General features: G+C 58.0%; 15 protein-coding genes. 14 read left to right on the top strand and 1 reads right to left on the bottom strand.

From position 1 onward, the window contains the following. The first annotated feature begins 67 nt into the window (after window positions 1-67). The 14 genes from NWQ23_RS00385 (at window position 68) to dxs (ending at window position 12,282) form a co-directional block, all read left to right on the top strand. On the top strand, window positions 68-949 hold the full coding sequence (locus tag NWQ23_RS00385) for a polyprenyl synthetase family protein (RefSeq protein WP_306164211.1): 882 nt from the start codon (window positions 68-70) through the stop codon (window positions 947-949). Further along, complete coding sequence (locus NWQ23_RS00390) at window positions 950-2,098, top strand: methyltransferase (RefSeq protein ID WP_306164213.1); 1,149 nt, start codon at window positions 950-952, stop codon at window positions 2,096-2,098. Between the two features lie 110 nt (window positions 2,099-2,208). Then, window positions 2,209-3,147 (top strand): chlorophyll synthesis pathway protein BchC, encoded by a 939-nt coding sequence (bchC, locus tag NWQ23_RS00395; protein ID WP_306164214.1) that lies wholly within the window; start codon window positions 2,209-2,211, stop codon window positions 3,145-3,147. Further along, on the top strand, window positions 3,144-4,148 hold the full coding sequence (locus tag NWQ23_RS00400; RefSeq protein WP_306164215.1) for a chlorophyllide a reductase iron protein subunit X: 1,005 nt from the start codon (window positions 3,144-3,146) through the stop codon (window positions 4,146-4,148). Before bchC ends, NWQ23_RS00400 begins: the two co-directional genes overlap by 4 nt. Further along, window positions 4,138-4,281, top strand: coding sequence for a hypothetical protein (locus NWQ23_RS00405; protein WP_306164216.1), 144 nt, complete (start codon window positions 4,138-4,140; stop codon window positions 4,279-4,281). The genes NWQ23_RS00400 and NWQ23_RS00405 overlap by 11 nt, the downstream gene beginning before the upstream one ends. After that, complete coding sequence (gene bchY / locus NWQ23_RS00410; protein ID WP_306164217.1) at window positions 4,271-5,875, top strand: chlorophyllide a reductase subunit Y; 1,605 nt, start codon at window positions 4,271-4,273, stop codon at window positions 5,873-5,875. The genes NWQ23_RS00405 and bchY overlap by 11 nt, the downstream gene beginning before the upstream one ends. Next, window positions 5,875-7,335 (top strand): chlorophyllide a reductase subunit Z, encoded by a 1,461-nt coding sequence (gene bchZ / locus NWQ23_RS00415; protein WP_306164219.1) that lies wholly within the window; start codon window positions 5,875-5,877, stop codon window positions 7,333-7,335. Before bchY ends, bchZ begins: the two co-directional genes overlap by 1 nt. After that, window positions 7,332-7,556 (top strand): cytochrome PufQ, encoded by a 225-nt coding sequence (gene pufQ / locus NWQ23_RS00420; protein WP_306164220.1) that lies wholly within the window; start codon window positions 7,332-7,334, stop codon window positions 7,554-7,556. The genes bchZ and pufQ overlap by 4 nt, the downstream gene beginning before the upstream one ends. 147 nt (window positions 7,557-7,703) lie before the next feature. Then, the gene (gene pufB, locus NWQ23_RS00425) at window positions 7,704-7,859 is read left to right on the top strand and encodes a light-harvesting antenna LH1, beta subunit (protein WP_008231906.1); all 156 of its coding nucleotides are present in this window, start codon (window positions 7,704-7,706) and stop codon (window positions 7,857-7,859) included. A 12-nt stretch (window positions 7,860-7,871) separates the two neighbouring features. Then, on the top strand, window positions 7,872-8,027 hold the full coding sequence (pufA, locus tag NWQ23_RS00430) for a light-harvesting antenna LH1, alpha subunit (protein WP_019954421.1): 156 nt from the start codon (window positions 7,872-7,874) through the stop codon (window positions 8,025-8,027). Between the two features lie 127 nt (window positions 8,028-8,154). Then, window positions 8,155-8,985 (top strand): photosynthetic reaction center subunit L, encoded by an 831-nt coding sequence (pufL, locus tag NWQ23_RS00435; protein WP_306164221.1) that lies wholly within the window; start codon window positions 8,155-8,157, stop codon window positions 8,983-8,985. A 13-nt stretch (window positions 8,986-8,998) separates the two neighbouring features. Next, entirely contained in the window at window positions 8,999-9,925 is a 927-nt protein-coding gene (pufM, locus tag NWQ23_RS00440; protein WP_306164222.1) for a photosynthetic reaction center subunit M, read from the top strand. 11 nt (window positions 9,926-9,936) lie between these two features. After that, window positions 9,937-10,179, top strand: a complete 243-nt coding sequence (gene pufX / locus NWQ23_RS00445; RefSeq protein ID WP_306164224.1) for an RC-LH1 core complex protein PufX — start codon at window positions 9,937-9,939, stop codon at window positions 10,177-10,179. Window positions 10,180-10,359: 180 nt separating this feature from the next. Continuing rightward, the gene (gene dxs / locus NWQ23_RS00450; protein ID WP_306164225.1) at window positions 10,360-12,282 is read left to right on the top strand and encodes a 1-deoxy-D-xylulose-5-phosphate synthase; all 1,923 of its coding nucleotides are present in this window, start codon (window positions 10,360-10,362) and stop codon (window positions 12,280-12,282) included. 45 nt (window positions 12,283-12,327) lie between these two features. On the opposite strand, the gene NWQ23_RS00455 is transcribed toward dxs, so the two are convergent. Further along, window positions 12,328-13,440: a class I SAM-dependent RNA methyltransferase gene (locus tag NWQ23_RS00455; RefSeq protein WP_306164226.1), complete on the bottom strand. Its 1,113-nt coding sequence runs from the start codon at window positions 13,438-13,440 to the stop codon at window positions 12,328-12,330. Window positions 13,441-13,491 lie beyond the last annotated feature (51 nt).

The following is a 13,491-nucleotide window of genomic DNA, read 5'->3' on the forward strand; positions in this document are numbered from 1 at the left end:
GTTACGTTTGATTTACATTGACATATGTAAACTAAAATTGACACTATAGAATACAAAGGAGACGCGCATGAAAATTTCCGAGCGTATTGACGCAACAATGGCGCAGGCCATTGCGCATGGTCAGGGTGGTGTCGCCCCTGCCAAACTGGCAGCGGCGCTGGAATATGCTGTAACCCCGGGTGGCGCGCGCATCAGGCCGACGATCCTGACGTCGGTAGCCATGGCCTGCGGTGATGATCGTCCCACATTGACGAATGCGGCGGCCGTTGCACTAGAGTTGATCCATTGTGCCAGCCTTGTGCATGATGACCTGCCTTGCTTTGATGATGCCGATATGCGCCGGGGCAAGCCTGCTTTGCACAAGGCGTTTTCGCAGCCCTTGGCCGTGCTTGCAGGTGACAGTCTGATCATCATGGGATTTCAGGTTCTGGCCCGTGCCGCCGCTGATGTGCCGGAGCGGGCGTTGCGCTTGATCGACATTCTGGGCACCCGCACCGGAATGCCTTTTGGCATTTGTGCGGGGCAAGGCTGGGAAAGCGAAGATACGATTGACCTTTCGGCCTATCATCAGGCCAAGACTGGCGCGCTGTTTATTGCGGCCACTCAAATGGGTGCTGTTGCCGCGGGCCAAGAGGCTGAACCTTGGGAAGAGCTGGGCGCGCGCATCGGCGAAGCGTTTCAGGTGGCCGATGATCTGCGTGATGCGCTGTGCGATGAAAAGACCCTTGGCAAGCCTGCCGGTCAGGACGATCTGCATGGGCGGCCCAACGCCGTTGCCTCTTATGGTGTCCAAGGTGCCATCCAGCGCTTTGATGATATTCTTGGTGGTGCGATTTCGTCGATCCCGGCCTGCCCGGGCGAAGCTGCACTTGCCCAAATGGTCAAGGCTTACGCTGATAAGCTTGTCCCTGCGGGCGCGCGCACCAGGCCAACCGTTCCCGGCGAATAAATGACCGACCTCGACCTTATGATAGATGGGCCTGCGCTCCCGCGTGGGGCTGCAAAGCGCGCCGGACGGTTGACGCGCCTTCTGGCATCGCGCGGGTTTCAGACTTGGGCAGCCCGCTTTCCCCTGACGCGGCGGATTGTGCGCGCGGAGGGCGAGGCGATGTTCGATCTGGTCGCGGGCTTTTGCCACAGCCAGATTCTGCAAGCTTTTGTCCGGCTGAATATGCCGCAGATCCTGTTGGAGCAGGAAATGACGGCAGAGGCTCTTGCCATGAAGGTTGACGTTCCGCCGGACCGGATGCCGGTGCTTTTGGCGGCCGCGACCGCCATCGGGCTGATCAAGCGTCGTCGTTCCGGGCGCTATGCATTGACGACCCGTGGGGCTGCCTTGGCGGGCGTGCCGGGGCTAGCGGGAATGATCGACCACCACGATGTGCTCTATCTTGATTTGGCCGATCCCGTGGCCTTCTTTCGGGGAGAAGTTGAAACCGAACTGGCGGAATTCTGGCCCTATGTTTTTGGCGCAGGCGGCGCGACTGATCCGGCAACGACGGCGACATATTCCCAGTTGATGGCCGATAGTCAGGCGCTTGTCGCCGAGGATACGCTTGCTGCGGTCAGCTTGAAGGATGTGCAGGCGATCACAGATATCGGCGGTGGGACCGGGGCTTTCCTGACGGCTGTTGGTGCGGCCTATCCAGATATACAGATGACCCTTTTTGATCTGCCCGCAGTGGCACCGGCCGCGCGCGAGAGATTCGCTGCCGCTGGACTATCAGAGCGCGCCGACATCGTGCCCGGTTCCTTCCGAGATGATCCGTTACCCGAAGGTGCCGATATGATCTCTTTGGTGCGAGTGCTTTACGATCATGCCGATGCAACGGTGGCCGAACTGCTCAAAGCGGTTCATGCCGCATTGCCCGATGGCGGTCGTATCCTGATTTCCGAGCCAATGACGGGTGGCGCAGCGCCGCAGCGTGCTGGAGACGCCTATTTCGCCCTCTATTGCATGGCGATGCGGACGGGGCGCGCGCGCTCTGCGGCCCAGATCGCGGAACTTTTACGGAATGCAGGCTTTGAAGACATCAAGACGCTCAGGTCGCGCCGACCGTTCATTACCTCTGTCGTTACGGGTGTAAGGAAAAGTTGACACCGTAAGTGTCTAATTTAATTGACACCACGCGATGGCAGGCTAAACTAGATTTTACAAGGTTGTTGCCGGTTGAATCGCTCAACTATCGCCACAACAGGGAGAAAACGTTGGAAACACAGGCCGTTATCCTTACAGCACCAGGCGCGTTGTCGCTTGATACGGTGGGAATCGTGGCGCCCGCCGCGGACGATCTTGTTGTTGAAATCAAGTATTCCGGCATCTCGACTGGAACAGAAAAGTTGTTCTGGACAGGTGAAATGCCTCCGTTCCCCGGAATGGGCTATCCGTTGATCCCCGGGTATGAGGCTGCGGGTGAGGTTGTTGAGGCCGGTCCCGACAGTGGTTTCCGTGTTGGCGAGCATGTCTTTGTTCCGGGTGCCAACTGCTATGAAGGTGCCTTTGGCCTCTTTGGTGCAGCAGCCCAGCGTGTCGTGACCAAAGCGTCACGGGTCACACGGATCGACCGTGGTCTGGGCGCAGGGGGTGCATTGCTGGCACTTGCCGCTACGGCGCGTCATGCCATGGCAGGTCCGAACAAAGCTGTGCCTGATCTTATCATCGGTCACGGTGTTCTGGGTCGTTTGCTGGCCCGTTTGACCATCGCCTCTGGTGCGCCTGCGCCGACGGTCTGGGAAGTGAACCCTATCCGTATGGCGGGCGCTTCGGGTTATGAGGTTCTGACACCTGAAACCGACCCGCGCCGCGATTATAAGTCGGTTTATGACGCATCGGGCCGCGGTGATTTGCTGAATGACTGGATCGGTCGCATCGCCAAAGGTGGCGAGATCGTCTTGGCCGGCTTTTACACAGCACCGCTCCAATTCGCTTTCCCGCCTGCTTTCATGAAAGAGGCGCGTTTCCGCATCAGCTCAGAATGGGCTGCGGACGACATGATCGCCACGAAAGCTTTGGCCGAAGACGGCACGCTCGAACTGGCCGATCTGATTACACACGAACAACCGGCAGCGGCGGCTCCAACAGCCTATCAGACCGCCTTTACTGATCCTGCTTGCCTGAAAATGATTTTGAACTGGGGAACCGCATGAAAGATGAAATTCCAAACCTGAAGGATTTCGACCAGCGCTTGCGGGACGAAGCCAATGAAGAACCCACGCTTGAGGTTCCACAAGGCCCACCCACATCCAAGACCCAGATCATCGCGATCTATGGCAAAGGCGGTATCGGCAAATCCTTCACGCTCGCAAACCTCAGCCACATGATGGCGGAAATGGGCAAGCGCGTGCTGTTGATCGGCTGCGACCCTAAATCCGACACAACAAGCCTGCTGTTTGGCGGCAAGGCCTGCCCGACAATCATCGAGACATCTGCCAAGAAGAAACTGGCGGGCGAAGAAGTGGCAATCGGCGACGTCTGCTTTAAGCGCGGCGGTGTTTTCGCAATGGAGCTTGGCGGCCCAGAAGTCGGTCGCGGCTGCGGTGGCCGTGGGATCATTCACGGATTTGAATTGCTCGAGAAATTGGGATTTCACGACTGGGACTTTGACTATGTTCTTTTGGATTTCCTTGGTGATGTAGTCTGCGGCGGCTTTGGCCTGCCCATTGCGCGCGACATGGCGCAGAAAGTTATCCTGGTTGCCTCTAATGATCTCCAATCGCTTTATGTTGCTAACAATGTCTGCTCCGCAGTCGAATACTTCCGCAAGCTTGGTGGTAATGTTGGGGTGGCGGGCCTTGTCATCAACAAGGATGACGGAACAGGTGAAGCCAAGGCCTTTGCCGAAGCGGTCAGTATTCCGGTTCTCGCCGCCATCCCCCAAGACGACGACCTGAGAAAGAAAAGTGCCAATTACCAGATCGTTGGCACACATCAGAGCCAATGGGGTCCGATGTTTGAATCTCTGGCTGACGCAGTTGGTATTGCACCACCTGTGCGTCCCAACCCGCTTGATCAAGATGGCTTGCTTGGCCTGTTCGACGCCAAAGACACCGGCGGCGACTATCAGTTGGTTCCAGCCACCGACGTCGACATGCGCGGCAAGAATGCCCAGCCAAAAGAGAGCCTGGAGGTCATTTATGATGACGCCTGATCCCCGAAAAGAAGTCTTGGACGAAGTCCGCCAGATGCTTGCAGGTGCCACACCCGAGCAAATGAGAAAACTGTTGCGTGACATCATGCAATCCGCCCCCGCCGTCAAAGAGAGCGCCAAATATGACGCATGATTCCGACACCCAAGGCTATGAAGTCGGCTATGATGAGGCTGGCAACGTCCAGATCATCGAGGGTGTAGCGCGTGAAGAAGTGTCACCGCAGCTTGATGCTGGAAAGCAGGCAACGGCCCTTGAGGGCGGTTGCACGGCAAATGCAGGAACGATGGAGGCTGCCGCGCGTGCCGCGGGCAAATCCGACATTCTTGACCAATATGCCGAGGACTATCCGAAAGGACCCCATGATCAACCGCAGAGCATGTGCCCTGCGTTCGGGTCTTTACGCGTAGGCCTACGGATGAAGCGTGTGGCCACGGTACTATCCGGTTCGGCTTGTTGTGTATACGGCCTCACGTTTGTTTCTCACTTTTATGGCGCACGCCGTTCGGTTGGCTATGTGCCGTTCAATTCAGAGACATTGGTAACGGGTAAACTGTTCGAGGACATTCGCGAGAGCGTCCACGATATGGCTGATCCAGACCGCTATGACGCGATTGTGGTGACGAACCTGTGCGTGCCAACCGCGTCGGGCGTGCCGCTGCGGTTGCTGCCCAAAGAAATTAACGGCGTTCGCATCGTTGGTATCGATGTTCCCGGTTTCGGTATCCCGACACACGCCGAAGCCAAGGATGTTTTGGCCGGTGCGATGCTGAATTACGCCCGTGAAGAGATCAAGGCAGGTCCCGTTGCCCGCCCTGTGGGCGGCAAGTCAGACCGTCCAACCGTTGCCTTGCTGGGTGAAATGTTCCCCGCTGATCCGATGATGATCGGCGCGATGCTTGGGCCGATGGGTCTGGCCGCTGGTCCGGTGGTTCCCACTCGGGAGTGGCGCGAACTTTATGCTGCACTCGACTGTGGTGTCGTGGCGGCGATCCATCCGTTCTACACGGCCTCTGTCCGCGAATTTCAGGCGGCGGGCCGCACGGTCGTTGGTTCTGCCCCTGTCGGCTATAATGGAACAGCCGCGTGGCTGATGAATATCGGCGAGGCGTACAACGTACCAAAGGCGCAGATTGCTGCCGCGCAAAACGCTTTCTTGCCAGTGATAAGCGAGGCTCTGAAGGGGGCGCGGATCAACGGGACTGTAACCCTGTCGGGTTACGAGGGTTCTGAACTTCTGGTTGCCCGTCTGTTGATCGAAAGTGGCGCGGATGTGCCTTATGTCGGCACAGCTTGCCCCAAAACGCCTTGGTCCAAGGATGATGCGGAGTGGCTGGCATCGCGTGGCGTGAAAGTTGTCTATCGCGCCTCGCTCGAGGATGATCTGGCTGCTGTTGATGCGATCAAGCCTGATTTGGCGATTGGCACGACACCCGTTGTTCAGCATGCCAAAGAACGCGGTATCCCGTCTCTCTATTACACTAATCTGATTTCTGCGCGGCCACTCATGGGGCCGGCGGGTGCTGGCTCGCTGGCCCAAGTCGTGAACGCTGCCATTGCAGGCAAAGAGAAGATGGACAAGATGCGCGCCTTCTTCGAGGGCGTGGGCCATGAAGACACTGCTGGCGTCTGGGAAGGCATGCCGAACTTGCGCCCCGATTTCCGTGCCGCCCATCAGAAGAAGCTCGATAAAATGGCACGTGCCGCCAAAGCAGAGGAGATGATCTGATGCTTGTCACTGATCATGATCGCGCAGGCGGCTATTGGGGTGCAATCTATGCATTCTGTGCCGTCAAAGGCCTGCAAGTCGTCATTGACGGCCCGGTTGGTTGCGAAAACCTCCCCGTCACCTCTGTGCTGCACTACACTGACGGCTTGCCACCACATGAATTGCCGATTGTTGTCACCGGACTGGGTGAAACCGAGATGGGCGAAGGCACCGAAACCGCGATGAAGCGGGCTTGGGAAACGCTTGATCCTGCTTTGCCTGCCGTTGTCGTAACTGGCTCGATCGCAGAAATGATCGGTGGCGGTGTGACCCCGCAAGGCACGAACATCCAACGCTTTCTGCCCCGCACCATTGATGAAGATCAGTGGGAATGTGCGGACCGCGCGATGACTTGGATCTTTACCGAATTTGGCATGACCAAAGGTCGGATGCCCCCAGAGAAGAAGCGCGAAGAGGGGGCAGCCCCCCGCGTGAATATCCTTGGGCCGATGTATGGCGCGTTCAACATGCCCTCCGATCTGGCCGAAATACGGCGGCTGGTCGAAGGCATTGGTGCCGAGGTCAACATGGTCATGCCGCTTGGTGCCCATGTCGCCGAGATGCGCAATCTGGTGAATGCCGATGTCAACGTCACGATGTATCGCGAGTTTGGTCGTGGTCTGTGTGAAGTGCTGGGCAAGCCTTATCTACAAGCCCCCTTTGGCATTGATTCAACAACGAAATTCCTGCGCAAACTGGGCGAATTGACGGGGCTGGACCCTGAACCATTCATCGAGCGCGAAAAGCATTCGACCATCAAGCCGGTTTGGGATTTGTGGCGCTCTGTGACGCAGGATTTCTTTGCGACCGCTGAATTCGCCATTGTCGCGAACGAAACTTACGCCCGTGGCGTGCGGCATTTCCTTGAGGGCGATCTGGGTTTCCCCTGCGCCTTTGCGGTGGCGCGGACGCGCGGCAAGAAGACCAACAACGACGAAGTGCGCGCGATGCTGCATAGCAAGCGCCCGCTGATCGTGATGGGGTCTATCAACGAGAAAATGTATCTGGCCGAGATGAAAGCCGGACATGGACCCTCCCCAGTGTTCATTCCCGCAAGCTTCCCCGGTGCTGCGATCCGCCGTGCAACCGGCACGCCGTTCATGGGCTACGCCGGTGCGACGTATATCTTGCAAGAGGTCTGTAACGGCCTGTTCGATGCACTGTTCCACATCCTGCCTTTGGCCACGGAGATGGACAAAACCGATGCCACGCTGACACCCTTGCGCCGCGATTTCCCTTGGGACGCGGATGCACAGGCCAAGCTGGACGAGATCGTGGCTACACACCCGATCCTGACACGAATTTCCGCAGCCAAATCGCTGCGGGATGCTGCCGAACGGGCAGCACTTGACGCCGGCAACGACAGGGTCGTGCTGGAGACCGTCGCAGCACTGCAACCATCCTCTGGAGGACGCACATGACTGACTTTACAACAGACGCCCCCGTTTCACGGGCACGGACTGCGCCACCGAAAAGAGAGTACTATGCCTACTTCACGCTGATCTTTCTGGCCACTTTGCCGCTTTGCATCCTGACTTGGGTGTTGAGTGCTGCACGCCGGATGGAGCTGCCTGAAAAAGGGCCTATCGCAAAGGCCTGGACCCAGGCCCGCATCATTACGCCACAGATCTTCAGCGCATGAAGCTGATGGCAAGACATTTGTCCGGAAACGGGCATCCGATGTTCGTCATTCCCCCCCGGGATGACGGATTGGGGCAGAGGAAGAGCTTCTGTCGTAACCCGGCCGCGGGGGGTGCGCGGCGTCAGTATTTTATTTTGGAGACAAAACATGGCTGACAAATCTGACCTTTCTTTCACAGGTCTCACTGACGAGCAGGCCCAGGAGCTGCACGCAGTTTACATGAGCGGTTTCACGATCTTCACGATCGTTGCAGTCGTTGCTCACGTACTGACGTACATCAAGCTTCCTTGGTTCAGCTGGTAGGAGAATTAACACATGGCACAGTTCTACAAGATCTGGCTGGTATTCGACCCACGCCGCGTTTTCGTGGCACAGGGCGTATTCCTGTTCTTGCTGGCAGCAATGATTCACCTCGTTCTGCTGAGCAATGAAAGCACAAACTGGTTCCAGCTCGCCTTTGGCGGAATGTAATCAGCTTTGCTGACTAAATCACGCTACGGGCGGGCCTGCTGATCCGCCCGTAGCAAACACCGACATTGACGATGACAGGGCGCACCGAATGCGGATGCAGGGCCTGTCAATGAATGGAGATTGGAAGATGGCACAGCTCAGCTTCGAGAGAAAATACCGGGTCCGTGGCGGGACATTGGTAGGCGGTGATCTGTTCGACTTTTGGGTGGGGCCATTTTACGTTGGCTTCTTCGGAGTCACGACGTTCTTTTTCGCCGTCCTAGGGACGATTTTAATTTTTTATGGGGCCAGCCAAGGCCCCACGTGGAACCCATGGTTGATTTCGATTAACCCTCCGCCACTTGAATATGGCTTGGGTTTCGCACCGCTGATGGATGGCGGCCTTTGGCAGATCATCACGATCTGTGCGATTGGCGCATTTGTTAGTTGGATGATGCGTGAGGTGGAGATCTGCCGCAAACTGGGCATCGGGTATCACGTTCCCTTTGCCTTCAGCATCGCAATTCTGGCTTATGTAACGCTTGTCGTTATTCGCCCCGTCTTGCTTGGTGCTTGGGGACATGCGTTCCCATACGGTATCTTCAGCCACCTCGATTGGGTGAATAACGTGGGCTATTCCTACGGCAACTTTCACTACAACCCTGCGCATATGATCGCGATCAGCTTCTTCTGGATCACAGCAGTGGCACTTGCGTTGCACGGTTCGCTGGTTCTGTCAGCGGTCAATCCTGGCAAAGGCAAGCCGATCACGTCGCCTGACCACGAAGACACCTATTTCCGTGATCTGATCGGCTATTCGATCGGGCCATTGGGTATTCACCGCCTGGGCCTGTTCCTTGCGCTGAGTGCAGGTTTCTGGAGCGCGGTCTGTATCGTGATTTCCGGCACTGTCTGGTTCGAAGAATGGATCGTCTGGTGGGATTGGTACTATGAACTGCCTTGGTGGGTAAACCTGTAGGAGGGTATGAAAAATGGCTGAATATCAAAATATCTTCACACAAGTTCAGGTCCAAGGACCGGCCGAGATGGGCGTTGCTGCTGATGCAGACACCATGCGCGAGCGGACCACCGGAACCCGGTTCTCGACCCTTGCTGGTCTGTTCGGCAACGCTCAGATTGGTCCGGTCCATCTTGGGTCCTATGGCATGGTTGCCGTCATCGGTTTTGCCACATGGTTCTTTATCATCGGCATGAACTTCTGGGCGCAAGTAGACTATAGCCCAGGCGTGTTCATGCGGGATCTGTTCTGGCTGGCACTTGAGCCTCCAGGTCCAGAGTACGGGCTTGGGTTTGCACCTCTCAATGAAGGTGGATGGTGGCTTATTGCCAGCTTCTTCTTCCTGATCGGGTGCTGTGCCTGGTGGATGCGGACTTATACCCGCGCCAAGGCTCTGGGCATGGGGCTGCATGTGGCTTGGGCTTTTGCTGCCCTGCTGTGGCTGATCTTCGTTCTGGGTCTGATCCGGCCTGTCCTGATGGGATCGTGGTCAGAGGCTGTACCTTACGGCATCTTCCCGCACCTCGACTGGACCAACCTGTTTTCGATCACCTACGGTAACCTGTTCTACAATCCGTTCCACGCGCTGAGCATTGCGTTCCTTTATGGTTCCGCCCTGCTGTTCGCGATGCACGGTGCAACGATCCTGGCTGTAAGCCGCTTTGGCGGTGAGCGCGAGATCGAGCAGATTGTGGACCGCGGCACCGCGACCGAACGTGCAGCATTGTTCTGGCGCTGGACCATGGGCTTTAACGCCACCATGGAAGGTATCCACCGCTGGGCGTGGTGGTTCGCAGTTCTGACCCCGCTGACAGGCGGTATCGGAATCCTGCTGACCGGTACGGTTGTTGACAACTGGTTTGTCTGGGCACAAATCCATGGCTATGCGCCAGTAAACTAAGGAGAGAGATGATGAGTGAACGCGAAAACATCCTCGAAATGAGCGAAAAGACACGGTTGTCTGCCGACATCACTTACCTGATGCTCAAAGGTGCAGGCTATGCAGCGATCTTTGTTCTGGCTGTGTGGTTCGTTATTGCGGCGATTGCCGGTATCGGACGTGCCTTGCCGGACGAAAGCCGCCAAACGCCTGATCCGATCAACCGCTCGTCGTCTCTGACGATCGAAGTGGTCGAAGATACGGCAACCGTCTAGCCAAATTGGAACAGGCGGCGCGCGACGCACCGCCTGTTTCTTCGCTGTCGGACTACCCTCCCTGGCTGGTCCGTCATTGGGGTCTTGACCCCAGTTCCCTTCCTGTTGGCTACAGGAGACTAGCGTCGCAAGCGGGTTCTCCCCCTTGCGGCGCTTTTTTATTAACACAAAGGTGCTGTCATGACTATCCGCCCTGAAACACCCTTTCTCGATAATATTTCTGGTCCGGCTGACATCCGGCGCATGAACGATACGGCGATTGCCAATCTGGCCGACGACGTGCGTGCCGAGGTGATCTCGGCGGTGTCGGAAACGGGCGGGCATCTGGGATCTTCGCTGGGTGTGGTCGAGTTGACAGTCGCCATTCACGCCGTCTTTGACACTCCGCGTGACAAACTGATCTTTGACGTCGGGCATCAGTGCTACCCCCACAAAGTCATCACTGGACGGCGCGACCGCATCCGGACGCTTCGCCAAGAGGGCGGTCTGTCAGGCTTTACCAAACGTGCCGAGAGCGAGTTTGATCCTTTTGGTGCGGCCCATTCAAGCACTTCGATTTCCGCGGCCCTTGGCTTTGCGGTCGGTCGCGATATGGGGATGCCCACAGGCGATGCGATTGCCGTGATCGGTGACGGTTCGATCAGTGCGGGCATGGCTTATGAGGCGATGAACAACGCAGGCGCCGAAGGGCGCCGCCTGTTTGTGATTCTCAACGACAACGAGATGTCGATTGCGCCCCCTGTTGGCGCAATGTCCAAATATCTCTCCGGTCTTTATGCCTCGCCCATGGGCGAGCTGCACAAGATGGCCGAAGGGTTCGAGGCCGCCTTGCCTGGTCCTTTGCGCGATCATGCCCGCCGCGCCCGCCATCTGGTGACGGGGATGCAGACCGGTGGAACCGGAACCTTGTTCGAAGAACTTGGCTTTTCCTATGTCGGCCCGATTGATGGGCATGATATGTCGCAACTGCTGCCCGTGCTGCGGGCCGCACGCACCCGCGCGACTGGTCCTGTGCTGATCCATGTCTGCACAAGGAAAGGCAAAGGCTATGCCCCCGCCGAAACCAGCGCAGACCGTGGGCATGGCGTGTCGAAATTTGATGTGGTCAGCGGTGCGCAGGCCAAATCGCGCCCGAATGCGCCAAGCTATACCAAAATCTTTGGGACCGCGCTGACGGTCGAGGCCCAGCACGATCCAAGCATTGTTGCCGTCACTGCTGCGATGCCATCGGGTACCGGCGTTGATATCATGGGTGCGCGCTTCAAGAACCGCGTGTTTGATGTGGGCATTGCCGAACAACACGGTGTGACCTTTGCCGCCGGCATGGCCGCCAGCGGGCTCAAGCCCTTTTGTGCGATCTATTCGACCTTCCTGCAACGTGGCTATGACCAAGTGGTCCATGATGTGGCCCTGCAAAACCTGCCGGTCCGCTTTGCGATTGACCGTGCGGGCCTTGTCGGTGCCGATGGCCCTACCCACGCAGGCGCATTCGATATCGGCTTTATGGCCGCCCTGCCTAATATGGTGGTGATGGCCGCAGGGGACGAACTGGAACTGATGCATATGGTCCGCACTGCTGCGGCTTATAACGAGGGCCCGATTGCTTTCCGCTATCCACGCGGCGAAGGGGTCGGGCTGGAACTGCCCGAGCGCGGCGAGATCATCGAGATCGGCAAAGGCCGGATCGTGCAAGAGGGGTCCGACATCGCAATCCTGTCCTTTGGTGCGCATCTGGCGGAATGCCAGAAAGCGGCCGAGAAGCTGGCGGCACAGGGCGTTTCAACCACCATCGCCGACGCGCGTTTCGCCAAACCGCTGGACCGCGCGCTGATCCGGCAGCTGCTGCGCAACCACAAAGCATTGATCACCGTGGAGCAAGGCGCAAAAGGCGGCTTTGGCGCGATGGTCCTGCATGATCTGGCCAATGACGGGTTGCTGGACGGGCGCTGCCAGGTGCGGACGATGACCCTACCGGACCGGTACATTGATCATGCAGCGCCGGATGCGATGTATGCGGACGCGGGTCTGACGGCAGTAGATATCGCCGCGACCGCGATGCAGGCGGCGGGGATTGAGGTCAAGCGGGTCGAGGTGGGCGTTTAGCCGCGCACCCGTTGGGCGATTTGGAGAGTCGGGGCTGGCCCCGGCTTACAGTGGGTCTGTTTGAAATAGCCACACTTTCAGCCCGCCGTGCGGGATGGGTGCGCCTTTCGGTTTGAACGGCAGGCCTGTTGCTTTGGCCAGACCTGTTTCGCTCGTCACGATCCCGACCCGCCAACCTATAAACCTGTCCCGAAGCGTTTCGCCTAGGCTGGCATAGAGACCATAGAGAAGTTTCGGGTTACCTATCCGTCCTCCATAGGGCGGGTTGCAGATGATCAGACCCGGCGGGCCTTCGGGGCGTTGGATGTCGCTGGCAGAGAGGTTTTCGAACGTGATCAGGTCGCTGACATCCGCCCGCTCAGCGTTGGCGCGGCTCATGCGGATGGCGCCTGCATCGCGGTCGCTGCCATAGAAATGGGGGATGTCGGCGCGGTGGACAGGGAACTGTTTGCGCATCGCCTCCCACTTGACCGCATCAAAGGTCGCGAGTTGTTCGAAGGCAAAGCTACGACTGCGCCCGGGGTTCAGCCCCAGCGCAATCTCGGCGGCTTCGATCAGGAAGGTGCCCGATCCGCACATCGGGTCCAGTACCGGTTCATGCCCGGTATAGCCGCATTCGCGCAGCATCAGGGCGGCGAGCGTTTCGCGCATGGGCGCTTTGCCGACAGCCTCTTTATGACCACGCTTGTGCAGGCTTTCGCCCGAGGTATCGAGGCTGATCGTCACCCGGTTGTCGTCGATCCGGACCTTGATCACGATTTGCGCGTCGGGGCTGATGGTCATGCCGTGGCTGTCTTTCAGCGCGGTTTCGATCCGTTGGGTCGCGGCGCCTGCGTGATAGATGTGGGATTTCTTGGAGGTGCTGACCTCGACCCGCACAGGCACATCGGCCCGCAGGATATCGCCCCACGGAAACTTGCGAGACCGTTTGTCCAGTTGCGCCAGATGGAAGGCCATGAAGCTGCCAACACGGGCCAGTACGCGGGTCGCCCCGCGCATCACAAGATTGGCGCGCCAGACATCTTCCCACGTGCCTTGAAAGGTGACGCCGCCTTGGGTCACGGCGGCTCCGGCAAATCCTTTCTCCAGCGCCTCTGCATACAGGGCGGCTTCGAGTCCGGGTGTTGCGGTGAGGAAGATCTCAAAGGTCTCGGTCATGCGATCTGCATAGGGGTGTTTATGGGCCAGATGCAAACGGCAATCGCAAGC

Source organism: Yoonia sp., assembly GCF_030731595.1.
Classification (GTDB): Bacteria; Pseudomonadota; Alphaproteobacteria; order Rhodobacterales; family Rhodobacteraceae; genus Yoonia.

Excerpts from the sequence above, each read along its gene's own strand:
- NWQ23_RS00385 (WP_306164211.1), top strand. The coding sequence starts at position 68 with ATGAAAATTTCCGAGCGTATTGACGCAACAATGGCGCAGGCCATTGCG.
- NWQ23_RS00390 (WP_306164213.1), top strand. The coding sequence starts at position 950 with ATGACCGACCTCGACCTTATGATAGATGGGCCTGCGCTCCCGCGTGGG.
- NWQ23_RS00400 (WP_306164215.1), top strand. The coding sequence starts at position 3,144 with ATGAAAGATGAAATTCCAAACCTGAAGGATTTCGACCAGCGCTTGCGG.
- NWQ23_RS00405 (WP_306164216.1), top strand. The coding sequence starts at position 4,138 with ATGACGCCTGATCCCCGAAAAGAAGTCTTGGACGAAGTCCGCCAGATG.
- bchY (WP_306164217.1), top strand. The coding sequence starts at position 4,271 with ATGACGCATGATTCCGACACCCAAGGCTATGAAGTCGGCTATGATGAG.
- bchZ (WP_306164219.1), top strand. The coding sequence starts at position 5,875 with ATGCTTGTCACTGATCATGATCGCGCAGGCGGCTATTGGGGTGCAATC.
- pufQ (WP_306164220.1), top strand. The coding sequence starts at position 7,332 with ATGACTGACTTTACAACAGACGCCCCCGTTTCACGGGCACGGACTGCG.
- pufB (WP_008231906.1), top strand. The coding sequence starts at position 7,704 with ATGGCTGACAAATCTGACCTTTCTTTCACAGGTCTCACTGACGAGCAG.
- pufA (WP_019954421.1), top strand. The coding sequence starts at position 7,872 with ATGGCACAGTTCTACAAGATCTGGCTGGTATTCGACCCACGCCGCGTT.
- pufL (WP_306164221.1), top strand. The coding sequence starts at position 8,155 with ATGGCACAGCTCAGCTTCGAGAGAAAATACCGGGTCCGTGGCGGGACA.
- pufM (WP_306164222.1), top strand. The coding sequence starts at position 8,999 with ATGGCTGAATATCAAAATATCTTCACACAAGTTCAGGTCCAAGGACCG.
- pufX (WP_306164224.1), top strand. The coding sequence starts at position 9,937 with ATGAGTGAACGCGAAAACATCCTCGAAATGAGCGAAAAGACACGGTTG.
- dxs (WP_306164225.1), top strand. The coding sequence starts at position 10,360 with ATGACTATCCGCCCTGAAACACCCTTTCTCGATAATATTTCTGGTCCG.
- NWQ23_RS00455 (WP_306164226.1), bottom strand. The coding sequence starts at position 13,440 with ATGACCGAGACCTTTGAGATCTTCCTCACCGCAACACCCGGACTCGAA.